Origin of the sequence: Dyadobacter arcticus (assembly GCF_011762185.1) — a bacterium.
In the GTDB taxonomy this organism is placed as follows: Bacteria; Bacteroidota; Bacteroidia; order Cytophagales; family Spirosomataceae; genus Dyadobacter; species Dyadobacter arcticus.
In genome coordinates this window covers 350,295-372,902 of the sequence record NZ_JAASQJ010000001.1, presented here as the reverse complement: position 1 = coordinate 372,902, position 22,608 = coordinate 350,295, and the positions used below count along the sequence as shown (strand labels likewise).

22 protein-coding genes are annotated in these 22,608 nt (G+C 43.5%); 14 read left to right on the top strand and 8 right to left on the bottom strand.

Going from position 1 to position 22,608, the window contains the following annotated elements; translation table 11 throughout:
* Nucleotides 1-21: 21 nt before the first annotated feature.
* From FHS68_RS01715 to FHS68_RS01705, 3 genes are all read right to left on the bottom strand, one after another.
* Nucleotides 22-1,026 carry a glycosyltransferase family 2 protein gene (locus FHS68_RS01715; protein ID WP_167266665.1) on the bottom strand — a complete coding sequence of 335 codons (1,005 nt, stop codon included), beginning with the start codon at nt 1,024-1,026 and terminating at the stop codon, nt 22-24.
* Nucleotides 1,027-1,130: 104 nt separating this feature from the next.
* On the bottom strand, nt 1,131-2,309 hold the full coding sequence (locus tag FHS68_RS01710) for an acetyl-CoA C-acyltransferase (RefSeq protein WP_167266662.1): 1,179 nt from the start codon (nt 2,307-2,309) through the stop codon (nt 1,131-1,133).
* Between the two features lie 158 nt (nt 2,310-2,467).
* The gene (locus FHS68_RS01705; protein WP_167266659.1) at nt 2,468-2,701 is read right to left on the bottom strand and encodes a PspC domain-containing protein; all 234 of its coding nucleotides are present in this window, start codon (nt 2,699-2,701) and stop codon (nt 2,468-2,470) included.
* A 307-nt stretch (nt 2,702-3,008) separates the two neighbouring features.
* Here FHS68_RS01705 and secA point away from each other — a divergent pair, with 307 nt between their 5' ends.
* Nucleotides 3,009-6,350: a preprotein translocase subunit SecA gene (secA, locus tag FHS68_RS01700; protein ID WP_167266656.1), complete on the top strand. Its 3,342-nt coding sequence runs from the start codon at nt 3,009-3,011 to the stop codon at nt 6,348-6,350.
* A 257-nt stretch (nt 6,351-6,607) separates the two neighbouring features.
* Nucleotides 6,608-7,273 (top strand): phosphatidylserine decarboxylase family protein, encoded by a 666-nt coding sequence (locus tag FHS68_RS01695; RefSeq protein WP_167266654.1) that lies wholly within the window; start codon nt 6,608-6,610, stop codon nt 7,271-7,273.
* Here FHS68_RS01695 and FHS68_RS01690 read toward each other — a convergent pair.
* Together FHS68_RS01690 and FHS68_RS01685 are read right to left on the bottom strand one after the other, a co-directional pair.
* Nucleotides 7,262-7,891: a rhomboid family intramembrane serine protease gene (locus FHS68_RS01690; protein ID WP_167266651.1), complete on the bottom strand. Its 630-nt coding sequence runs from the start codon at nt 7,889-7,891 to the stop codon at nt 7,262-7,264. The genes FHS68_RS01695 and FHS68_RS01690 overlap by 12 nt on opposite strands.
* Nucleotides 7,892-7,915: 24 nt before the next feature.
* Nucleotides 7,916-8,890, bottom strand: a complete 975-nt coding sequence (locus FHS68_RS01685; protein ID WP_167266649.1) for a polyprenyl synthetase family protein — start codon at nt 8,888-8,890, stop codon at nt 7,916-7,918.
* A 136-nt stretch (nt 8,891-9,026) separates the two neighbouring features.
* Here FHS68_RS01685 and FHS68_RS01680 point away from each other — a divergent pair, with 136 nt between their 5' ends.
* A complete protein-coding gene (locus FHS68_RS01680) occupies nt 9,027-9,857 on the top strand; it encodes an aminotransferase class IV (protein WP_167266646.1) in 831 nt (276 codons plus the stop codon).
* 53 nt (nt 9,858-9,910) lie between these two features.
* On the opposite strand, the gene FHS68_RS01675 is transcribed toward FHS68_RS01680, so the two are convergent.
* The 3 genes from FHS68_RS01675 to FHS68_RS01665 form a co-directional block, all read right to left on the bottom strand.
* Nucleotides 9,911-10,774, bottom strand: a complete 864-nt coding sequence (locus FHS68_RS01675) for a hypothetical protein (protein ID WP_229211738.1) — start codon at nt 10,772-10,774, stop codon at nt 9,911-9,913.
* 129 nt (nt 10,775-10,903) lie between these two features.
* A complete protein-coding gene (gene thiL, locus FHS68_RS01670; RefSeq protein WP_167266643.1) occupies nt 10,904-11,923 on the bottom strand; it encodes a thiamine-phosphate kinase in 1,020 nt (339 codons plus the stop codon).
* Between the two features lie 84 nt (nt 11,924-12,007).
* A complete protein-coding gene (locus tag FHS68_RS01665; protein WP_167266640.1) occupies nt 12,008-12,463 on the bottom strand; it encodes a hypothetical protein in 456 nt (151 codons plus the stop codon).
* A 136-nt stretch (nt 12,464-12,599) separates the two neighbouring features.
* Between FHS68_RS01665 and FHS68_RS01660 the strand changes: the two genes are divergently transcribed.
* The 11 genes from FHS68_RS01660 to FHS68_RS01610 all read left to right on the top strand — a co-directional run bounded on the left by FHS68_RS01660 (nt 12,600) and on the right by FHS68_RS01610 (nt 22,608).
* Entirely contained in the window at nt 12,600-12,833 is a 234-nt protein-coding gene (locus tag FHS68_RS01660; RefSeq protein ID WP_167266637.1) for a cytochrome b5 domain-containing protein, read from the top strand.
* Nucleotide 12,834: 1 nt separating this feature from the next.
* Complete coding sequence (locus FHS68_RS01655) at nt 12,835-13,686, top strand: N-acetylglucosamine kinase (RefSeq protein ID WP_167266635.1); 852 nt, start codon at nt 12,835-12,837, stop codon at nt 13,684-13,686.
* Between the two features lie 16 nt (nt 13,687-13,702).
* Nucleotides 13,703-14,956: a sensor histidine kinase gene (locus FHS68_RS01650; protein WP_167266632.1), complete on the top strand. Its 1,254-nt coding sequence runs from the start codon at nt 13,703-13,705 to the stop codon at nt 14,954-14,956.
* On the top strand, nt 14,953-15,642 hold the full coding sequence (locus FHS68_RS01645; protein ID WP_167266629.1) for a response regulator transcription factor: 690 nt from the start codon (nt 14,953-14,955) through the stop codon (nt 15,640-15,642). The genes FHS68_RS01650 and FHS68_RS01645 overlap by 4 nt, the downstream gene beginning before the upstream one ends.
* 90 nt (nt 15,643-15,732) lie before the next feature.
* Nucleotides 15,733-15,972 carry a 50S ribosomal protein L28 gene (rpmB, locus tag FHS68_RS01640; RefSeq protein WP_167266627.1) on the top strand — a complete coding sequence of 80 codons (240 nt, stop codon included), beginning with the start codon at nt 15,733-15,735 and terminating at the stop codon, nt 15,970-15,972.
* Between the two features lie 86 nt (nt 15,973-16,058).
* Entirely contained in the window at nt 16,059-16,550 is a 492-nt protein-coding gene (gene folK / locus FHS68_RS01635; RefSeq protein WP_167266624.1) for a 2-amino-4-hydroxy-6-hydroxymethyldihydropteridine diphosphokinase, read from the top strand.
* Nucleotides 16,551-16,833: 283 nt separating this feature from the next.
* Complete coding sequence (locus FHS68_RS01630; RefSeq protein WP_374757488.1) at nt 16,834-19,206, top strand: TonB-dependent receptor; 2,373 nt, start codon at nt 16,834-16,836, stop codon at nt 19,204-19,206.
* 22 nt (nt 19,207-19,228) lie between these two features.
* Entirely contained in the window at nt 19,229-20,158 is a 930-nt protein-coding gene (locus FHS68_RS01625) for a DUF4249 domain-containing protein (RefSeq protein ID WP_167266621.1), read from the top strand.
* Nucleotides 20,159-20,247: 89 nt separating this feature from the next.
* A complete protein-coding gene (locus tag FHS68_RS01620) occupies nt 20,248-21,369 on the top strand; it encodes a DmpA family aminopeptidase (protein WP_167266619.1) in 1,122 nt (373 codons plus the stop codon).
* A gap of 261 nt (nt 21,370-21,630) precedes the next feature.
* A complete protein-coding gene (locus tag FHS68_RS01615; RefSeq protein WP_167266617.1) occupies nt 21,631-22,281 on the top strand; it encodes a response regulator transcription factor in 651 nt (216 codons plus the stop codon).
* Nucleotides 22,282-22,425: 144 nt separating this feature from the next.
* Entirely contained in the window at nt 22,426-22,608 is a 183-nt protein-coding gene (locus FHS68_RS01610) for a response regulator transcription factor (protein ID WP_167266614.1), read from the top strand.

Here is a 22,608-nt window from a genome sequence, read left to right as displayed (position 1 = left end):
AAGCAGGGCAGAGAAGGAAATCTATGAAATTGTCAGGCGGTCAATGTTTTCGGAAGGATCAATTTTGTACAGTCCTTTCTTCAAAAATAATGTCCTGAAAAAGTATTTTAATATCACCCGTGTTTTTCGCACAAAGATAAACTGGGTGGTCAGTTCGGAAAATGGTTTTCCCGATTCTCTTAAATTAATAGCAATGCGCCAGGCGAAAACGACGGGTATCATAAAAATATAATGAATTATCAGGATCAAATATGAGATAATGCCGTACTGTTTCCTGATCCACAGGAAGTTAGAGACCTGCATTTGCGTACTGAAGCGATTGATCCAAGAAATTCGTGTGCGCCGAAAAGGGTTTTCATTTTCAAGGTGAATGAATTTGCTGTCTTTGAGTAGGCAAAGCTTACCCAACTTACCCAGCCGCCCCGACCATTCCACATCTTCTCCATACATAAAAAAATCCTCGCTGAATCCGCCGGTTAATTCGAATCCCTTTCTTCTAACGAATACAAAAGCTCCAACCAGCCAGTCGTATTGCTCGGGATCTGTGTAATTGGGTTCAGGGAATAATGTGCCCATTACATTTTCAACAATGCGACTGGGAGGCAGAATGAAAAATGTCTTTCGGAAATCATTGAAGCTTTTATAAAATGGCATCGGCGTACCGTCTGCGTAATACTGATATGCCCCGCAGGCAATTACATCCTGCCTTTTATTCAATTGGTCGAAGCAGCGATAAATGATGTTATCGGTAATAAGCGTATCTGCATTCAGCAACAAAAAATAATCGCCGGTCGCTACTGACATTCCTTTGTTGTTAGCCCTTCCAAAACCGGCATTATAATCCATGTCAATCCATGTAATGTCCGGGTATGTGTTTTTGATTTCCTCTGCCGCGCCATTTGCGGGATCGTTATCGACAATAATAACTTCGAATTTTATATTGGATGTATGTGCATAAATTGAATTTAAGCAGTTGAGTATCAGATGAGGTATTCGGTAATTGATAATGATAATGGATACATCCATGAAAAGGGGCGTGCATATTATGGGGGTAAAAATAAAGAATCTCCCCGGAAGATAGATAACTCTTCCAAGGAGACCGGTAAATAAGTAGGATATTAGTATACGGCTTAATTGAGCCTTTCAAAAATCCCCGCCACGCCCTGGCCGCCTCCAACACAAGCAGTAACCATGCCATATTTTTGGTTTCTACGCTGCATTTCGTTAAAAAGCTGAACTGAAAGCCGGGCTCCCGTAGATCCCAATGCGTGCCCTAATGCAATGGCGCCGCCATTTGGATTTACGATTTCGGGATTGATCCCAAGTTCCTGGATTACGGCAAGCGCTTGTGCTGCAAATGCCTCATTGAGTTCAATTTGCTCAATGTTTTCTAATTTCAGCCCTGCTTGCTTTAATGCAAGAGGAATAGCAGCAACCGGGCCAATTCCCATAATTCTCGGGTCCACGCCAGCAGTCGCATAGGATAGCATTTGTGCTACTGGCTTTAAATTCAATTCATTAACAAGCTTTTCCGACATTACCACTACAAATGCCGCCCCATCCGAAGTTTGAGAAGAATTTCCCGCGGTAACAGTGCCTCCGGCTGCAAAGACCGGTTTTAGTTTACTTAAGGCATCAATATTAGTATCTGCCCTTGGTCCTTCATCTTGCGAAATGACGGTTTCTTTCGTCTTTTTCTTACCCGAAGCAGCGTCGAAATAAGTTTCCTTTACCGTCACTGGCACAATGCCATCTGCAAACCAGCCCTCTTTTTGAGCCCTCAATGCTTTCTGGTGCGACTGAAAAGAGAATTCGTCCTGTTTGTCCCGTGAAATATTAAAATCCTTAGCGACTTGCTCAGCAGTTAACCCCATACTCAGATAGTAATCCGGATTGCTGTGGGCAATGTCGTAATTCAATGCTGTTTTCCAACCCATTGTCGGTACCATGGACATTGATTCTGTACCGCCAGCGATAATGCATTCAGCCATTCCGGCGTGGATTTTAGCGGATGCCATGGCAATTGCCTCAACGCCTGAGCCACAATATCTATTGATGGTGATGCCTGAAACGTTTTTTGGAAGCGCGAGCAATGCAACATATCTACCCATTTGCATTCCCTGTTCAGCTTCGGGAACCGCATTTCCAACAATCACATCATCAACCCGTGAGGCATCCAATGCAGGTAGCTTTTCAAGCAAATATTTTATAACGGAAGCCCCGAGGTCATCCGGACGGGTAAAGCGAAATCCGCCTTTCGATGCCTTTCCAACAGCCGTACGGTATCCGGCAACGATATATGCATTCATATTTGAAATTTTAATCGGATAAAAAAAAGCGGAAGCAAGGAGATAGTATGTGTGCATACTATCGGTAAAAATAGCAATTATGCATAAAACAACAAACCGCCAGAATTTGTTTTCCGGCGGTTTGCAACTACTAAGTCTTTGCTGATAGATAATGATTTTTACGAAGGAATTTTACCTTCCTCTAATGATTTCGGGCGTTTTGCAATGTCCGGCATGACGATCCATAACGTGATGTAAATTATAATCACGGGAAATGTTACTGGGATGAAAACGGCCAGTACCAAAATTACCCTAAGGATGGTGACGTCAATGTCAAAGTATTCTGCAAGTCCGGAAGCAACGCCGCCAATCATTTTGTTGCTTGAATTTCTGAATAATCTATTGTGGTTCATGGCTATATCCGTTTATTTTCTTTTTGATAAATCAAAGGTACTATGCATTACATAGTAGTTGTGTTTTTTTTGATAAACGGTTTCATAAGGTGAGAACGGGTAATTTTTGATTTTGAATTTAGAATGCTAGGAAAGATCCGAAGGCATTATATCTGCATTAGGATTCTGAAAGATGTTGCACAATACTATTGCCAATGAATTACCTTTGCAACTTGAAATATCATCCTTGCTGACAATCTGACATTTAGGTAGAAGTAGGCTCAATATTTTTTAAAGAAATTGATCGGTTAAAACATACATTAAAATCATGTTTAAAATATTTTCTAAGCTATTTGGCACAAAATCAGAGCGGGATTTAAAAGAACTTGTCCCGTATGTTGATAAAGTCAATGCCGAGTATGCCTTGCTGGCCTCCCTATCTAATAATGAACTCCGCGCCCAGTCCGAAGGTCTGAAACAGCAAATTGTTGATCAGCTCAAATCCATTGATGATCAGATCACTTCATTAAAACAAGAGGCTATTGACGAACCCAATGTGGATAGCAAAGAGTTGATTTTTAAGAGAATTGACGCGCTTGAACTGGATCGCAATAAAGAACTTGAAAGGATACTTCTTGAAATACTCCCCAAAGCATTTGCCATTGTAAAAGATACTGCCCGTCGTTTCAAAGACAACGAGCAACTGGAAGTCACTGCAACCTATTTTGATCGCGAAATTGCCAGCAGAAAATCGCATATCACCATTGAAGGCGATAAGGCTGTTTGGAATACAACATGGGATGTAATCGGCCAGCCTATCAAATGGAATATGCTGCACTATGATGTTCAGCTGATTGGTGGCGTCGTTTTGCATCAGGGAAAAATCTCTGAGATGGCGACCGGGGAAGGTAAAACCTTGGTAGCAACACTTCCAGCTTTCTTGAATGCATTGGCTGGTCAGGGTGTACACATTGTTACTGTCAATGATTATCTGGCTAAGCGTGATGCCGAATGGAATGCCCCTCTTTTCGAATTTCACGGACTGAGTGTTGATTGTATCGACCGCCATCAGCCCAATACCATCGCCCGCAGAAATGCATATAAAGCGCATCTTACTTACGGAACCAATAATGAGTTCGGGTTTGATTATCTGCGTGACAATATGTCACGGACGCCGGAGGAACTGGTTCAGCGCAAGCATCATTTTGCAATGGTCGATGAGGTCGATTCCGTACTGATTGATGATGCACGTACTCCTTTAATCATCAGTGGACCAGTTCCAAGAGGGGATGAACAGGAATATCTGGAATTGAAACCCCGCGTTTCGAGGATTGTAGAGGCCCAGAAAAAATTGGCCATGGATTTTCTGAATGATGCAAAAAAGAAAATTACTGCCGGAGATAAAAAAGAAGGTGGTCTGGCATTGTTCCGTGCGCATCGTGGTATGCCAAAGTACAAGCCACTGATTAAATACATGAGTGAATCCGGTATTAAAGCCTTAATGCAGGAATCAGAGTCCATACATCTTGCCGAAAATCAGAAATTAATGCCGGTTGCAGATGCACCGCTTTATTTCACAATAGACGAACGTCACAATAGCATTGAGCTGACCGAAAAAGGGATCGATTTTCTTACAGGAGAATCGGAAGAAGCCAATTTCTTCATTCTTCCGGATATCGCAGTTGATCTGGATATGATAGAAAAAAATCCTTCTTTAAATGAACAGGAACGCATCATTCAAAAAGAAGCATTGATCCGCGATTATTCTGTAAAAACAGCCAGGATCCATACGGTTAATCAACTTTTGAAAGCATTCACACTTTTCGAGAAGGATGTGGAATATGTGATTATGGATGGAAAAGTGAAGATCGTTGATGAGCAAACCGGCCGTATCATGGATGGTCGCCGCTACTCAGATGGTTTGCACCAGGCAATTGAAGCGAAAGAGAGTGTTCGGGTGGAGGACGCAACCCAGACGTATGCGACTGTTACCCTGCAAAATTACTTCCGTATGTACCATAAGTTGGCCGGTATGACCGGTACAGCCGAGACAGAAGCAGGGGAATTTTGGGAAATTTACAAACTGGATGTTGTTTCTATCCCAACCAATGTCAATGCGGTTCGTAAGGATCAGGAAGATAAAGTATATCGCTCGGTTCGTGAAAAATACAATGCGGTTACGGACGAAATCGTAGAATTGGTAGAAGCGGGCCGACCGGTCTTGGTGGGTACGACCTCGGTCGAAAATTCGGAGATTATCAGTCGGATGCTGATGCTTCGAAAAATCCAGCACCAGGTATTGAACGCCAAGCAGCACCAGCGAGAAGCCGAAGTGGTTGCGGAAGCCGGAAAGCCGGGAACTGTTACCATCGCTACCAACATGGCGGGACGTGGTACGGACATTAAGCTAACGCCAGAAGCGAAAAAAGCAGGTGGCCTTGCCATCATTGGTACCGAAAGACATGAAAGTCGCCGTGTCGACAGGCAGCTGCGTGGTCGGTCGGGTCGCCAGGGTGACCCTGGCTCTTCCCAGTTTTTCGTATCCCTGGAAGATAACCTGATGCGTCTTTTCGGATCTGACCGAATGGCAAAAGTGATGGACCGGATGGGATTGGAAGAAGGTGAGGTGATCCAGAGTGGTATGATCACGAAATCTATCGAAAGGGCTCAGAAAAAAGTGGAAGAAAACAACTTTGGAATGCGTAAGCGTCTTCTTGAATACGATGACGTGATGAATTACCAAAGGGAAGCCATATATACCCGTCGCCGCAATGCATTGTTCGGTGACCGTCTGGCGGTGGATATTGCCAATACATTGTACGATGTGAGTGACGAGCTGGTCAATTCCGCAGGAACCTACGCTGAACTTGATTTGGCTGTTATTACTACCCTTGGAATGGAGCTTCCCTTTACCGAGGCAGAATATGCCTCTTTCAAGCCGGCGGATCGTTCCCAGAAACTGTATGAAGCTGCCGAAAGACATTATCAGGATAAAAACAACGCAATTTCTCAAAAAGCATTACCTGTACTTCGTTCCATTCACGCTGATCGGGGTGCGACGATAACGGAGATCATGGTTCCTTTCAGTGACGGTATCCGCCAGGCCGGAGTCGTTGTCAACCTGAAAAAGGTGCTTGATAATGAAGGAAAAGAAATTACGCATGAGATGGAAAAAGCAATTGTTCTTTCGCTAATCGACCAGGAATGGAAAGAGCATTTGCGTGAAATGGATGATTTAAAGCAATCGGTTCAAAATGCGGTTTTTGAGCAAAAGGATCCTTTACTGATCTATAAATTTGAATCAGTCGAGCTTTTCAAACGCTTTTTGAGCAAGGTTAATTTTGATATGATCTCCTTCCTGATGAAGGCAGATATCCCTCAGGAAGAGGCAGTTCCGGCAACCGCTGTTCAGCAAACTGTTCGCCGTACCGCTCCTGCGCCCGCATTGCACACCAACCGTGAAGAAGATTTCGATCTCGACCTGGATGCTATGAATGAATATGCGCGTCCGGAATCCACTACTAAAGCGCAGCCGGTTCGCACGATCAAAATTGCCGACAGAAATCAAAAAGTTTCAGTCCAATACCGTGACGGCCGGATTTTGCGGGATGTAAAATTCAAAAAAGTAGAACAGGAAGTGAAAAATGGGGAGTGTGTGGTGATTGAATAGAGAAACGTCAATGATAGTCATTCATGGTCATTTATAGTCACTTATTGTAAGCAGTGATCATACATTGTCACTTATAGTCAAGAATAAAACAATGAATGACTACAAATGACAATTATGACCATTCTCCCCGTCATTAAAAATTCCGAATACCGGCCCCGACCTTCGAAAATCGATCGTCGGGGCTTTTTCTTTATCGCGAGAACAGTATTTATCCGATATTTGCACCAGGGTAAGACTTTAACAAAACACAAGCCTGCATGAAACTGCATAGAGAAGGATATGCAATTATGGCGATTACAGCCATCATATTGATACTGATAAACTTAGGAATACATTATCTTCTACCCGGCGGCTTCTGGATCCCAGGACTGGTTTTAATCGGAAGCATAATTATTTTTTTATTGATTGTCCAATTCTTTAGAGTACCCTCCAGAGTAGTACATAAAAGTGACCGGCAAATTGTTGCGCCATGTGATGGTAAAGTGGTTGTCATCGAAGAAGTTGTAGAAAACGAGTACTTCAAAGGCCCGAGAAGACAGATCAGCATTTTTATGTCCCCGCTGAATGTACATATCAACTGGAATCCTGTCAGTGGCGTGATCCAATATTTCAAGTATCATGCCGGACTGTACTTAGTTGCGTGGCATCCAAAATCCAGCACGGATAACGAGCGTACAACCGTCGTGATCCGCACCATTGAAGGAATTGACATATTGTTCCGTCAAATCGCAGGGGCCGCCGCCCGTCGCATCAGATGGTATGTGAAAGAGGGGGACAAAGTGGAGCAAAGCACCGAAATGGGCTTCATTAAGTTTGGCTCACGGGTTGACATCTTCGTCCCGCTCGACGCTGAAATCAAAGTAAACCTTCAAGACAAAACGGTGGGAAGTGTGACCGTGCTTGCAGAATTATCAAGGTCTTAACCCGCCAAGCCACTCGCCAATTTGAGCAAAAAACCCGGGGACAGAAGCCGGATATACAATGGCCATAAAAATCATCCCAAAAATAGCCCCGTACATGTGGGCACTATGGTTAACATAGCTTGTGCCCTTTCTTGCTTCATAAAATGAATATCCCAGAAACAGTATTCCGAAGATAAATGCCTTCATTTTTATAAAGAAATATAAAGAAATGGTCATTGTTGGAGCAAACAGAATGGCGGCAAAAAGCACCGCAGATACCCCCCCAGAAGCCCCCAGAGAATTATATTTGGAATTGGTGCGGTGTTTCAGGAACGTGGGAATATCTGCTACCACAATGCCTGCGATAAACAACAAGAGATAGTAAATCGCGCCACTCGCTCCGAAAAGCCCAGCGAAAAGTCTTTCAATTCCTTCCCCCACAAACCACAAACTGAGCATATTGAATATCAGGTGGCCAAAGTCTGCATGGATAAACCCGGAAGTGATAAACCGGTAATATTCATTGTATTTACTAACTCTGTAAGGATTGAATATCAACTTGTCCATCAAGCTGTAGTTATTCAACGCGTAATAACTAAGGCCAGAAATAAAGACTACAAGTATGAGGGTAATTGACATAAAGTTTTGTGCTATTAAAATTGATTATTTTTCACGTTCTACCAATTGCTTAACAAAGTTTAGCAACGTTTCTTTCCGGGGGTTCTCGATTTTTAATTCATTCAGATTGGATAAGCCGCGGGTAAAATATTCATTAATTTTTTGTTCTGTAAATGCCTTGATATCCAGCGCCTCATATATATTTCTGATGGCTTCTACTTTTTCATTATTATTAAAATTTTCCAGCATCAGCCACTTTTCCAGCTCGGTTTTCAAATGACCTTCGGCTTTGGAAAGGGCCTCAATCAGCAAAAATGTCTTTTTGTTTGCGATAATGTCGCCGCCTACCTGCTTGCCAAATTTGGAAGGATCGCCGTACACATCCAACAAGTCATCTTTCAACTGGAAACCAATACCCATATTCTCACCGGCGGAATAGAGCATTTGAATTGATTCGGCATCAGCTCCGCCAAGGATACCACCAAGTTCCAATGCAAATCCAAGCAGTACCGAAGTTTTTAGGCGGATCATTTCAAGGTACTCTTCTTCCGTCACATTTTGGCGGGTTTCAAAATTCATATCCAATTGCTGTCCTTCGCAGACTTCGGCAGCAGTCTGGTTGAAACGCAAAAGTACCTGGCGAAGTTTTTCCTTGGGGACGTCCAAAAGCAGATCGTATGCTCTTATCAGCATTACATCTCCCGACAAAATCGCTGTATTGGCATTCCATTTTTCATGGACGGTCGGCTTGCCTCTTCGCAAAGGTGCGCGGTCCATAATGTCATCATGCATAAGCGTGAAATTGTGAAAAACTTCAACCGCCATAGCAGGTTTGATCGCTATTGAAAAGTCCTCAGAATAAATGGATGTAGCCAAAAGAGTCATTAGTGGGCGAAAACGTTTTCCGCCCAACGCCATAATATATTTGATCGGTTCATACAATTCCAAGGGATTCTCTCCGTAGGAATGTCTGTCAAATTCAGCTTCAAGGATTTCAAGAAATCGGTCGGAATTATTCATTCGTGGCTAACAGCAAACGGCTTACATTTAAGCCAGACAATTTAGGTATTACGTATTTCGACTTACAATATTCAACCTTAAATTCGTTTTTGGATACCTTTGGGTTGAATAATTTTCAGTTTCAAATCACCATCAGATGCCTTTCTACCAATATTTCAACGGCGATATCCTTCCAATCGACGAAAGTATTTTCAAAACCAATGACCTCGGACTACTTAGGGGTTATGGCCTTTTTGATTATTTCAGGACTTATAATGGCGTGCCTTTTCGCTGGGACGACTATTGGAGAAGGTTTGAGAATTCGGCGCGATTATTAAAACTAACATTGCCGATTTCACAGCAAGAAACGGAAAAAGTATTGGCTGATCTGCATGCGATGTCGGGAGAACAGGAAGTTGCTTTCAGATTTGTACTTACGGGTGGATATGCGCCGGATAGCGTAAATGTAGTCCAGCCCAACCTTCTTATCCGGACGGAACCATTGCCGCAAGACAATCCTGCCGGGCGTCTCAAAGGGATCAAAGTGCTTCCATATGAATACGTGCGTGATCTCCCGGAAATCAAAAGCACCAATTATGTTCATATGGTTTTGATGGCGGACGAGATGAGACGTCAACAAGCCGCAGACCTGTTGTTTCATAAAGATGGAGAAGTAAGCGAGTTGACCAGAAGCAACATCTTCATTTTTCGAGGGAATAAGCTTATCACCTCAGATCGCAATGTATTAAATGGGATTACAAGAAAAGTAATCTTGGAACTCGCCCAGGCTCATTTTCAGATTGAAGTTCGTCCAGTTTTATATAAAGAAGTAGTTACTGCGGATGAAGTATTTACAACAAGTACCACCAAATGGGTGATGCCAGTAGTTCAAATCGGCGATTTACCCATTCAAAATGGTTTGGCGGGAACAAGTACATTGTTTTTACGGGAACTGTTTGAAAACCTGATTGCAGATTGGGGCAAATAAAAAAGTGTAGCACCATGGCGCCACACTTTTCCAAATGAAGTGTAATAAGTTTATTATTTAGTAGGCGCAAGAGGTGATTCTTTGTTAACAATCGGCCAAACACCTGTTCTTGGAAAGCTCATACCTTTTGTCATCCCACGTTTCATCTCATCAGCTCCAAAATAGTACAATGGCCAGCCTTTGTAGGTCAATTGCTTTTTACCAAAAACGGTTATGCTTCCAAAAAGCGCTTTATCCGCAGTAGAAGGAAGGTCTTTTATCTCGGCTGAATAAATTGGCCATGTTGCGTCATGAGCCGCATCGTTGGTGGTCCAATTATTGTTCATCGATGAGTCACGCGCAAATGCGTAAAGCGTTCGTCCCAAGCTATCTACAAAGAACTGAGTCTCTCCTACTCCTTCCGTGTAATCTGCTTTGTAAGATTTCCCGTCATGGCCGACCAACTGCGTATTCGACAACATTACAGTGTAACCTGTTTTAGCAACGTACCACCGGGTACCAACACCTTCTCCTTTTACATCACCAGCAGCCGCATCGTCTTTATAATAATATAACGGCCAACCTTTATACGTAGTTTGTGGCTTACCATCCGCACGGGTGATCGAACCGAAATCAGCGGCTTTCAAGCCTGCGTCCAGCTTCGCCGAAGCTACATTAGCTACTGAAAAAATTGGCCATGTATCCAGGCAGCCGCCGGTACATACCGAAGTGCCCGCAGCATCCCTTGTAAAGAAATAAAGCGTTTTTCCGTCTTTGTCCGTTAAAACTTTGCCAAGCGCTGCGGCATCTTTCAGCTGAATATCACTCGGTACAGCAGGAACAGGAGGAGTTGTTTCATCATCGTCAGAGCAAGAGAAACTGAACGCCATCAGAAATCCCATCGCCACCAGCATGCGGGAAATTGAAAAGATTTTCATGGATTTATAATTATTGTTAGAGATGAATTGAATTGTCGTGAATACGATTGAAACTTTCCAATGGTTGCGCGCCAAACAAAAAAGCATAACCCGAGAGCTATGCTTTTCATCAAGCCAATTCATTATACCCTAACTCCAACCCTGAGCGGTGATCGGAACCCGGCTGTCTGCTTTGGTATGCAGCATAATTTCGTCTTTTTTATCAGTGATGTAACCGATAACGCTAATTTTAGGATTATTTTTAATCAGCTCGTAAGCAGTTTGAGAAACCGTAAACAGCAATTCATAATCCTCGCCCCCATTCAATGCGGCCGTAACCGGCCCGATATTCAGTTCAGAAGCAGCCAGATACGTTTGTTCGTCGATTGGAAGCCTCTCTTCAACAACTACCGCGCCAACGCCAGATTGAGCGCAGATATGCAGTAAGTCGGAAGCAAGCCCATCAGAAACATCAATCATTGCAGTCGGAATAACGCCGGCTTCTGCAAGCTCATAAATGACATCCATCCTTGCTTCCGGGCGAAGTTGACGTTGGATCACATAGTCTTTGCCATCTAATTCAGGCTGCATTTCGGGATTGGCTAGAAATACCTGCTTTTCTCTTTCCAACAATTGTAAACCCAGATATGCACCTCCTAAATCGCCGGTAACACAAAGCAAATCATTTGCTTTTGCAGTATTGCGATAAGTTACTTTGTCCTTACTTACCCTGCCAAAAACACTGACGGAAATCATCAGCCCTGATCTTGAAGTAGCAGTATCACCGCCAACCAGATCTACATTGAAGTCCTTGCAGGCTATCTTGATGCCCTCATAAAGTTCGTCGACTGCTTCTACCGAAAAACGGTTGCTTATTGCCAAATTCACAATGACCTGACGAGGTATTCCATTCATCGCCGCAATGTCCGATACATTAATTGCGATGGCTTTATATCCTAAATGTTTCAAAGGGAAAAAAGCTAAGTCGAAATGCACACCTTCCAACAACATATCAGAAGTGAGTAAGCCATATTCGTCACCATTATCTATCACCGCTGCATCATCGCCAATTCCTCTGATGGTATCAGGAAGCACCGCCTTAACCCCTTCATTTATTCTTTTAATCAACCCGAATTCCCCCAGGCTGCTTATTTCAGTTCTTGTCTCCATGGTGCGAAATTAGCCAAAAAAAGCGAAGCCACTTCCCGCAAGAAATGGCTTCGCTTTTGAAATATAACTTAATATCCGATATGCTTATGGATTAGTCAGTGTATATTCATTAAGGGTACCACCGGTTTTTGAACTCGCTTTAAGCCTTGTGAGAACAACTTTGGCATCTTCCAATGAAGTAATGGTAAATTCTATGGTACCGCCTGTTCCGGTTGGCTGTGGCGTCAAGTCTTTCAATATCAGCTTAGTATCACCTTCCAAATCCCAGGTTCCGCTGAAACTCGTTCCATCAAATTCGGTTAAGGTTACCGTTTTCGCACCTGAGGCATTGGTTAATGTGAGTCTGAAAGCCGAATAGGCAGGAGTTGTGTTGTTAGATCCGCCTCTGGTGTAAACCACTGTGCTTCCGTGTTTGACAGATTCTGCGGTCCAGGCTTTGGCAATGCGTTCAGAAACTGGTTTCACTTTCTCCTTACAACCCGTTGCAACCAATGTGAGTACCAGTATTGTACACCAAAGCAGAGAGTAACTTTTTTTCATATTTCTTATTTCATGAATTTCTTACAGAACGCCAAGTTCTTACTTTTTAGTCTTATTATCAAAATATTCAGGCAAGATCATTTTTAATTTAAGGCCGGACGTCTGTTATCATTAAATTGCCTGTAAAAAGTGAACAATGAAAGAATACACCAGGGCACAGCTGGCACTTCGAAACGGACAGGATAAGGAGGAAATATGGTGCGCTTACAAAGGGGTTATTTACGACGTTACCACATCCCGCTTATGGCGTAACGGACATCATTATGAGCATTGGGCAGGTCAGGACCTTACCAAAGAACTTGGTGACGCCCCACACACCGAGCGCGTTTTTGAACGGTTCAGCGTAATCGGAAAATTATTAATACCGTGATATGCTTTCAAAATTAACCTTACTTGCCGACAGCGGATCTACAAAAACCGATTGGATTGTAATTAATTCGGATGCTCAGGTAAATACCTTCCAATCAGCCGGTATCAATCCATTTTATCAAACCGCAGAAGAGATTATTCCGGTAATTGAAAGCCAGGTAATTCCGCACATTCAAGGCGATATAACCAAAATACATTTCTTCGGGGCGGGTTGTGCTGATGAAAAATCGAGTAAGCCGGTCTTCGATGCATTGAAAGAGACCATACGGTCGGCAGGATTAATAGAAGTTGCCTCAGATATGCTGGGAGCCGCAAAAGGATTGTGCGGCCGTTCGCCAGGACTTGCCTGTATTTTGGGAACTGGGGCCAATAATGCATTTTATGATGGTGAAAAAATAATTAAGTCAATTGGCTCATTGGGTTTCTGGCTGGGCGATGAAGGCAGCGGTTCTTACCTGGGAAAAACGCTCGTCGTGCAGTTTTTGCAAAATGATCTGCCGGCAGACCTTCATGACAGTTTTGCGAAAATCTATCCGGAGGTCAACAGGTTATCGGTTCTGGACCATGCTTATAAAAAGCCGTATCCCAATCGCTACTTTGCAGCGTTTTCCACGTTTATTGCGGCAAACAGGCAACATGATTACATTCAAAACCTGATTAGCGAAGCGTTCGGGTTATTTGTTCAAAAGTATATTCTCAAACATCCTGATGCCGGGAAATATCCCGTACATTTCACGGGGTCTATCGCCTACCATTATAAGGATCTTCTTATTGCAGGCCTGACAAAATATGGATTACAGTCAGGCCGCATACTAAAATCTCCATTGGAAGGTTTGGTACAATATTATTCATGAAATGCTAAAAGATTAAATGTCGCGGCGTACCATTCAATCCCTCACGGTCTTTTCTGCATTGCTTATCATTGGCGTGGTAATCACACAGATCTTCTGGGTAAAACAGGCGCTGGATCTTCGGCACAGGCAGTTCAACCAGAACGCCCACGTCGCATTGCAGGACGTTGCGGGGAAACTGGCTACGGTAAACGGGGTGATGCAAACCACCAATCCGGTTGAGCAGTTATCCAATGAATATTTTCTTGTTAATACAAATGCGACTACGCAGCCGGATCTGCTGGAAATGTTTATCAAAGACAGTTTCCAGAAGCATAACCTAATTGCGGATTTTGAGGTAGGGATTTATGATTGCACTACGAACCGAATGCGATATGGTATGTCGTTAAGTACCAAAAACAGTGATAAAACTCCCACGCCAACTTCCAATTGGATCAAAACCGATAAGTATCCCTACTACTTTGGCGTACGTTTTCCAGCACAGGAAACTTATTTTGCAGGAAGCATCAACGGGGCGATATGGTCGTCTATTCTGGTACTTGTGGCAGTTTCGTTTTTTGCCTATGCATTATTTGTAATCCTGCGGCAAAAGCAATTGTCCGAGGTACAGCGCGATTTTGTAAATAATATGACCCACGAACTGCAAACCCCCATCTCCACCATTAGAATTGCGGCAGATGTGCTAAATTCAGAACAAATCGTTACCCAGCCACAGCGACACAAAAGATATGTTCAAATTGTGCAAGACGAAATATTAAGATTACAGGGACAAGTTGAAATGGTGCTTTCCATGGCGAAAGCCGAGCGCAATGTCTTGCACCTCCAAAAGGAAAAACTCAATGCTGACGAAATGATCCAGTCGATTTTACAGCCTTTCGAAGGCAAAATCCTTTTCCATGGCAAGGCAAAAAATAACCTGATCGAAGCGGATCCCTTTCATTTTCGCTGCATGATCACCAATCTCATTGATAATGCATTGAAATATTCGAACGACGTTCCAGAGGTATCCGTTGAACTGTACACAAAAGGCAAATGCCTTTATATTGAAGTCCGGGATCAGGGAATTGGGATTGCGCCTGAATATCAGAAGAAGATTTTCAACCAATTTTTCCGAATTCCTTTCGGCGACGTTCATAATGTGAAAGGGTTTGGCATTGGGTTGAGTTATGTGAAGCAAATTGTGCGTGCGCACCGCTGGCGTCTTGACCTGGAAAGTCGGCTCGGAAAAGGAAGCACATTTAAAATTTCAATTCCCCAGAAACAAGCGTCATGAAAAAAAGAATTTTATATGTTGAAGACGACCCCAACCTCGCTTTTGCAACAAAAGATAACCTGGAAGAATATGATTATGAGGTAATTCATGCAACAGATGGTGCAGAAGCACTCAAATTTTTTGGCAAAGAACATTTCGATATTTGTGTATTGGATATCATGCTGCCGAAAATGGACGGTTTCACATTGGCCGAAAAAATCAGAAATTCCGACAGCCAGGTACCTATTTTATTCCTGACGGCGCGAGCCTTGCAAGAGGATAAACTCAAAGGCTTGCGACTGGGTGCGGACGATTACATTACAAAGCCTTTCAGCATTGAAGAGCTAAAACTTCGGATTGATGTTTTCCTGAGGCGAAGCAAGTCTGACCAGCCGGTGCCAGCCAAGATGGATGCCAGTAAGATTGGGGCATATATTTTTGATTTTCAAAAACTTACATTAAGTATCGATACGAAGGTGCAGAATCTCACATTCAGAGAAGCGGAGGTTCTGAAATACCTGGCCGGAAAGCCTGACCAGGTGATCAGGCGTGACGAACTTTTGAAAGCGATCTGGGGCGACGACGATTATTTTATGGGCCGGAGCCTTGATGTATTTATCTCGCGGCTGCGTAAATATTTATCCGGAGATCCTGAAATTAAGATTGATAATGTGCACGGCGTTGGTTTTAGGATGCGGTGGTCGTGACGGGTTTTTTGAAAATTTCTTTTATCGTTGTTTGCTCAAAAAAAATTAATTCCGCATATTTGCACCCTCATTTGGAAAAATTGCAAGTTCATGGCTAAGGTTTGTCAAATTACAGGTAAAAGAACACGTGTTGGAAATAACGTTTCCCACGCTAACAATAAAACAAAACGTAAATTCTTCCCGAATTTGCAAAAGAAACGCTTCTTCCTTCCTTCATCCGGAGAGTGGGTAACGTTGAAAGTATCGACATCCGCACTTCGCACTGTTAACAAGAACGGAATAGAAGCAACTATACAAAAGGCATACGAAAAAGGAACACTTACGTTCTGAAAAAACTTGTGAATAAGTATGAAAAGGACTTCTCTGTCAACGAGGAGTCCTTTTTTTCATGAATACCGATCTTACCTATCGCTGAAATGTCTGAAAACGGAAATGTCTTTCTTCTTTTAGGATCCAATCTTGGGGACAGGCACGGGATCCTGCAATCAGCCAGGAAATTGATAGCCGAAAAAGTAGGTAATCTCATTCAGCAATCCTCTATTTATGAAACTGAGCCATGGGGCATTACGGATCAACCGGCATTTTTAAATCAGGTGATTGAAATTGAAACGAGACTGGCACCTGAGGAAGTTTTGAGATCTATGCTGGATATTGAGCATGAGCTGGGCCGGATACGTTACGAGCGTTGGGGTGCTCGGGTAATCGATATCGACCTGCTCTATTACAAGGATGTGATCATGGATAGTGCGCGGCTCACTTTACCTCACCCACGGATTCAGGACCGCCGGTTCACACTGATACCGCTCGCAGAGATTGCCCCTGACTTTATTCACCCATTGCTAAACAAGACTTCCCTGGAATTGCTCGCAGCATCGGAAGATCATAGTGACGTGTCAATAATTTCATAAAATAATACTATTTTAGATACGTAACTTCATTTCTTCTGTTTGCCCATTTATTCCCGTTTTTCGCTAGTTCATCATTTTTTTCTGTCATATCAACCTCATTAACACGTGCTTTGTACGTCTCCGAAGTGGAGTTAAATATTTATTACCTGCAATTTCTAGGGGGAGTTCATTTTGAGTTGTCTTGAAACAAAGGAAAAATTCAATTTGGAGTTAGTTACAGCGTAAAATCAGAAGTTGTCCGTCAACAGAAGTAAAAATGTCAACGTAAACAAAAGTAAAGCCCATGAAGGTAAAATTATTCAATTACTCAATGCTCTTCGTTCTGCTCTGCCTGAGCTTGCCATCGCTGGCGCAAAATCGTCACACGGTTAGTGGTTATGTCAAAGACAATGCTAATGGTGAAGGTTTGATCGGTGTTTCGGTATATGTCCGTGAAGCTGAAACCGGTGTCGTTACCAATCCTTACGGATTTTATTCGCTAACCCTTCCTGCTGGCACCTACACCCTTGTTTTCTCATACATAGGTTATCAGAAAATAACTAAAACCGTCGCGCTCGATTCCGATCAGACAGTGAGCATTGAAATGTCTGACGAAAGCAACCAATTGCAGGAAGTAACCATTTCCACGCAAAAAGAAGACGAAAACGTTCGCGGGATAGAAATGTCCGTCAATAAAGTCGAGATGAAAACCATCCGGAAAATGCCCGCTTTGCTTGGAGAAGTGGACCTTATCCGCAGCATCCAGCTTTTGCCGGGCGTCACAACAGTTGGCGAAGGCGCTTCCGGATTTAATGTTCGCGGAGGTGACATCTCCCAAAACCTGGTATTACTTGACGAAGCTCCTGTTTACAACTCTTCCCACCTTTTCGGTTTTTTCTCTGTATTTAATCCCGATGCCGTGAAAGACGTGAAATTGATCAAAGGTGGTATTCCGGCCCAATACGGCGGCAGGATATCTTCCATTCTCGATGTAAGGATGAAAGAAGGTAATTCAAAAAAGCGCGAGATTAATGGCGGGATCGGGACTATTTTTTCCAGACTCACTTATGAGCAGCCTTTTGCAAAGGGAAAAGGTTCTTTTATCGTAGCGGGACGTCGCTCTTACATTGATGTATTGGCAAAGCCATTTTTGAATTCAGATCTTAAAGATTCCAAATTCTATTTCTACGATCTTACTGCCAAGGTTAACTATCAGCTTGGGAATAAGGATACATTTTTTGCTTCGGGATATTTTGGGAAAGATGTTTTTGGAGGAGGTGATTTTGGGTTTGGCTGGGGCAATGTAACTGCTACCGGTCGCTGGAACCACATCTTTTCCAATAAGCTTTTTATGAACCTGACGGGTTATTACAGTAACTACGATTACAATCTGGGGCAAAACCAAAATAAACCGGATGCAAAGGACAGGTTCGACTGGAAATCCAAGATTATCAGTTCAAGTATCAAGCCGGACTTTACCTTTTACATCACCCCCAAAAATCAGCTGACATTCGGAGGTCAATACATTTATTATGATACCCGCCCGGGAAAAGCAATCGCCGTTTCCGAAGGCGAAGATACCGATATCAGCCTCGAACCGAGGTATGCCGATGAATCAGCATTGTATATCGGGAACGAGCAGAAGCTGACCGACCGGATTTCACTTCAGTATGGTATACGTTACTCCTATTTCCGAAGCCTCGGGCCGGGGACAGAATATCTTTATCAGGAAGTAGATAAGGGACAACGTAAGGAGCCAATATTTCCTGGAACTACCTATAAAAAAGGTGATGTGATCAAAAGCTACGACAACTGGGAGCCGCGTGCTTCAATTAATATTGGACTGACCTCAACGGCTTCTATCAAAGCCAGCTACAATCGCACGGCACAGTACCTGCACCTTTTGTCAAACACCGCAGCCAGTTCGCCACTGGACGTCTGGACGTTGAGTTCCCTTAACATTGCACCCGAAAAAGCAGATCAGGTTGCATTGGGATGGTTCCAGAATTTCAAGGACAACACGTATGAAGCCTCAATCGAGGTCTATTACAAAAAACTATACAACCAGATCGACTATGTGCCTGGCTCAGACCTGCTTCTGAATCAATTTGTGGCGGGAGATTTGCTTTTTGGTAAAGGCCGCGCTTATGGTGCTGAGTTTTATCTCAAGAAAAATAAAGGAAGGCTGACTGGCTGGGTAAGTTACACATTGGCCAGAACTGAGCGGCTGGTAGAGACAATCAACAATAATGATTGGTTTCCCGCAAGATTTGATAAGCCGCACAACTTCACATCCGTCGCAATTTACGACCTGACAAAACGCCTTACCCTTTCTGCCAATTTCACGATTGCATCAGGAACGCCAGCGACTTTCCCTACCAACCGTTACGAATGGGGAGGCTGGCCGATCGGTAATAACTATCAGGGAGCAAGAAATAACAACAGGATTCCGGCTTACCACCGCCTGGATCTTGCCGCAACTTTGAAAGCAAAGAGAAAGCTCTTTAAAGTTGGAGAAGGGGAATGGGTGTTCTCGGTTTACAATGTCTATAACCGCCGCAATTCGTTTTCAGTTTATACCAGGGCCAATGAAGATACGCCACTTAAAACAGAGGCTATTCGTTACTCGGTGATCGGGAGCTTTATTCCTGCGATCACGTATAATTTCAAATTTTAGCTATCAGCCAGAAAAGAAACAGATGAAAAATTTAAAGAATTTATTTGCTATAAAAATTTGGGCGCTGGCAGCACTATCGGCTGTGTTGCTCACCAGTTGCGAAGACGTGATCGATCTGGACACAACCTCAGGCCCGACCCAACTCGTTGTAGATGCATGGATTACCAATGAAGCAGGTCCCCAAACCATTAAGCTGACGCGGTCAACCAACTATTTCAACAATGCCGCAGCAGAGCCAGTTTTAGGCGCAATCGTCACAGTTACGGACGACAAGGGTAAAGTCTATGAATTCGAAGATGTTGCGGGTAATGGCAAGTATATCTGGGGGAAAACAAATGCGGATACCCTGGGGCGGATAGGCAGAAGTTATACACTCAAAATCACCAATGAGTCTGACATTTACACCGCAGCAACTGAATTAAGGCGCGTGCCTACCGTTGATTCCATTGTATATACAAAAGAAAAATTGCCTTTTAAGCCTGATAAAGGGCCGCAGGAAGGTTTTATTGCAGAGTTTTATTCAAGGGACATTGCGGGTGCGGGAGATACTTATTGGATTAAGCCAGTCATCAATGGAAAGCCGACGGTTGAAAAGGCAGCTTCGATTTCCATTGCGTACGACGCCGCATTCAGCGCGGGCGCTCCTTCCGACGGGTTAATCTTTATCCAACCAATCCGCCAATCGATTACCACGGATTCCCTATATTCTGCCGGGGCTTCTGTTGGAGTGGAGTTACATAGCATTACCCATGAAGCTTTTGAATATTTGAACCAGATCAGCGAACAGGCTCTGAACGGCGGATTATTCGCAACGCCAATTGCCAATATCAAATCCAATGTTATCAATGCCGACCCGAAAGGGAAAGGTGCGCTCGGATTTTTCGGAGCGTCTGCGGTAAGCAGGAAAACAACCATAGTCGATCCTGAAAAAGCCCGTCCCGACGACAATTAGAACGATTCTGACTTTAAGCTCATCCACTGGTAAACCCCAATTTGCCAGTGGATTTTTTATTATATTTCATTTTTAAACGTAACGTAAAAATGAAGAAACATATCCTTCTATTCTTGCTGATTTCACCTCTAATCGCGGTTGCACAGAAACGTCCCAGAGAAATGGGTATCAAAATAGGTGTTTTGCCAACCGGTACTTTGAATGCCATAACGGATGTAGCGGGCGTGAAGGTCGGGCAAGTAACATTAGTAGAAGGCGCAGATATAAGGACTGGTGTAACAGCGATCCTGCCGCACGACGGCAACCTTTTTCAGCAAAAAGTACTGGCGGCCATGTACATTGGTAATGGTTTTGGAAAACTTGCAGGCTACTCTCAGGTAGAAGAACTGGGTACCATCGAATCGCCCATTGTGCTTACCAATACTTTAAGCGTACCCACTGCCGCCGACGCGATTATTGATTGGACCTTGGGACAAAAAGGAAATGAAGATGTAAGGTCCGTTAATCCAATTGTAGGTGAAACCAACGATGGCGGACTGAATGATATCCGCGGCCGGCATGTAAGAAAAGACCACGTCCTGAATGCATTGGCCCAGGCAGAGACAGGTCCGGTTGCCGAGGGCAATGTGGGCGCGGGAACGGGAACGATATGTTTCGGATGGAAAGGTGGGATAGGTACTTCATCCCGAAAGCTTCCTGCGAAACTGGGCGGATATACCGTGGGTGTGTTAGTACAAACTAATTTTGGAGGCGTGTTAACTATCAATGGTGTTCCCGTTGGTCAGGAACTTGGGAAATACTCTTTTAAGGAGACATTGGACAAGTCTTCTGACGGCTCTTGCATGATGGTGATCGCTACCGACGCACCGCTCGATCCCAGAAATCTAAAAAGGCTGGCAAAAAGAGTAATGCTTGGTATGGCACAGACCGGCGGCATTGCAGCCAACGGAAGCGGGGATTATGTAATTGCTTTTTCCACGGCCAACCGCGTCATGCATGCTGCTGCGGAACCTACTGTTAGTGCCAATCTTCTTCACAACGATTACATTTCTCCACTCTTCCTTGCTGCCATAGAGTCGACCGAAGAGGCTATCATTAATTCGCTCCTGATGGCCAAAAGCATGGAAGGTACCCAAGGTCATAAGGTAGAGGAACTTCCCAAAGAGCAGGTCATTCAAATCATGCGCAAATACGGCCGATTGAAAGAATAATAACCTATACCAAACCTAGGTACAGCAACTTTCCCAAGCAACGTATATAGATATAAGTAAGTGTATACCCCTAAGGTTATTCCTTATAATTGAAAACCCTTAAATTTTATTGGGTTAAAACGGTGATATTTAACAAATTATGATCTTTTGTCGAAATCAGGTAATCTTACCTGGTTATTTCTGTAGTTTAACGTATTGTCCGGACGTCAGCAGAAAACTACCTTTGAATTCCTAAATTCTTATACTCAACCCCGAAGAAATATGGAACATTCTACCACACATGCATGTCTTGTGCACCCTCACCCCCTGGAGTGCGAAGCAGTAGCTGAATGGTTAAGGAGAAGGTCTTACATAGAATTGGTCGGAAAGTGTAACAGTCTGGACCAGATTATCCAACTGCCCTATTTAAAAGAAGTTGATATCGTAGTGGTATTTGCGCATCATGCCGAAAAAACAGCTGACCAGATATTAAAAATCAGAAAACTTTATTCTCGTCTTAAATTTTTACTACTCGCTCCGAGCCCATGTGCTGAGTCCGTAAGGGAAGTGATACGTTCAGGGGTAAGCGGTTACATTGTTTTTGAAGCCGAACTGGATGAATGGGAACGGGCAATAAGGGCTGTTTCGGAAGGCAAAGTTTATTACGGGCAGGAAGTAATGCTAAAACTTGCCGAAAGCTCTCTTGAAACCTTCATTCAAGAGCCAGCACCAACAACTAGGGATTTTTTAAGTAAAAGAGAGGTGGAAATCCTCCGGCTCGTAGCCAGCGAATACTCAACCAACCGCATTGCAAATGAACTATGTATCAGCGATAAAACTGTTGAAACGCATCGCAGAAACCTCTTTCACAAATTGGGTGTAAAGAATTCAGTTGGGCTTACGAAGGTTGCCGTTCGGATGGGTGTGGTGTAGTTTTCGCAAAATTTATAGTGGAAAACCCTGAGAAGAGTGCCCTGATAACAAAAGTAAAATCAGGGTAAATATTTAGAAAAATCAGGGTTTCCGTCGATTGAAACAGCGCTTCTAATCGGGCAACTTTGTCTAAGTATTTTAATTATGGAACTGACGAAGCGCGAAAAAGAAATCCTGGATCTAATTATGGATGAATTGAGCTCCAAAGCAATAGCCGACAGACTTTCTATCAGCATTTCAACGGTGGAAGCTTATCGCAGGAGTCTTTTCAGGAAATTCGGCGTGCGATCCGTGATCGGTCTTGTGAAAGCAGCAATGAAAATGTAG

What these genes read in the sequence shown, in the direction of transcription:
- FHS68_RS01715 (WP_167266665.1), bottom strand. Translation starts at nt 1,026, where the DNA reads ATGGATGTATCCATTATCATTATCAATTACCGAATACCTCATCTGATA.
- FHS68_RS01710 (WP_167266662.1), bottom strand. Translation starts at nt 2,309, where the DNA reads ATGAATGCATATATCGTTGCCGGATACCGTACGGCTGTTGGAAAGGCA.
- FHS68_RS01705 (WP_167266659.1), bottom strand. Translation starts at nt 2,701, where the DNA reads ATGAACCACAATAGATTATTCAGAAATTCAAGCAACAAAATGATTGGC.
- secA (WP_167266656.1), top strand. Translation starts at nt 3,009, where the DNA reads ATGTTTAAAATATTTTCTAAGCTATTTGGCACAAAATCAGAGCGGGAT.
- FHS68_RS01695 (WP_167266654.1), top strand. Translation starts at nt 6,608, where the DNA reads ATGAAACTGCATAGAGAAGGATATGCAATTATGGCGATTACAGCCATC.
- FHS68_RS01690 (WP_167266651.1), bottom strand. Translation starts at nt 7,891, where the DNA reads ATGTCAATTACCCTCATACTTGTAGTCTTTATTTCTGGCCTTAGTTAT.
- FHS68_RS01685 (WP_167266649.1), bottom strand. Translation starts at nt 8,890, where the DNA reads ATGAATAATTCCGACCGATTTCTTGAAATCCTTGAAGCTGAATTTGAC.
- FHS68_RS01680 (WP_167266646.1), top strand. Translation starts at nt 9,027, where the DNA reads ATGCCTTTCTACCAATATTTCAACGGCGATATCCTTCCAATCGACGAA.
- FHS68_RS01675 (WP_229211738.1), bottom strand. Translation starts at nt 10,774, where the DNA reads ATGAAAATCTTTTCAATTTCCCGCATGCTGGTGGCGATGGGATTTCTG.
- thiL (WP_167266643.1), bottom strand. Translation starts at nt 11,923, where the DNA reads ATGGAGACAAGAACTGAAATAAGCAGCCTGGGGGAATTCGGGTTGATT.
- FHS68_RS01665 (WP_167266640.1), bottom strand. Translation starts at nt 12,463, where the DNA reads ATGAAAAAAAGTTACTCTCTGCTTTGGTGTACAATACTGGTACTCACA.
- FHS68_RS01660 (WP_167266637.1), top strand. Translation starts at nt 12,600, where the DNA reads ATGAAAGAATACACCAGGGCACAGCTGGCACTTCGAAACGGACAGGAT.
- FHS68_RS01655 (WP_167266635.1), top strand. Translation starts at nt 12,835, where the DNA reads ATGCTTTCAAAATTAACCTTACTTGCCGACAGCGGATCTACAAAAACC.
- FHS68_RS01650 (WP_167266632.1), top strand. Translation starts at nt 13,703, where the DNA reads ATGTCGCGGCGTACCATTCAATCCCTCACGGTCTTTTCTGCATTGCTT.
- FHS68_RS01645 (WP_167266629.1), top strand. Translation starts at nt 14,953, where the DNA reads ATGAAAAAAAGAATTTTATATGTTGAAGACGACCCCAACCTCGCTTTT.
- rpmB (WP_167266627.1), top strand. Translation starts at nt 15,733, where the DNA reads ATGGCTAAGGTTTGTCAAATTACAGGTAAAAGAACACGTGTTGGAAAT.
- folK (WP_167266624.1), top strand. Translation starts at nt 16,059, where the DNA reads ATGTCTGAAAACGGAAATGTCTTTCTTCTTTTAGGATCCAATCTTGGG.
- FHS68_RS01630 (WP_374757488.1), top strand. Translation starts at nt 16,834, where the DNA reads ATGAAGGTAAAATTATTCAATTACTCAATGCTCTTCGTTCTGCTCTGC.
- FHS68_RS01625 (WP_167266621.1), top strand. Translation starts at nt 19,229, where the DNA reads ATGAAAAATTTAAAGAATTTATTTGCTATAAAAATTTGGGCGCTGGCA.
- FHS68_RS01620 (WP_167266619.1), top strand. Translation starts at nt 20,248, where the DNA reads ATGAAGAAACATATCCTTCTATTCTTGCTGATTTCACCTCTAATCGCG.
- FHS68_RS01615 (WP_167266617.1), top strand. Translation starts at nt 21,631, where the DNA reads ATGGAACATTCTACCACACATGCATGTCTTGTGCACCCTCACCCCCTG.
- FHS68_RS01610 (WP_167266614.1), top strand. Translation starts at nt 22,426, where the DNA reads ATGGAACTGACGAAGCGCGAAAAAGAAATCCTGGATCTAATTATGGAT.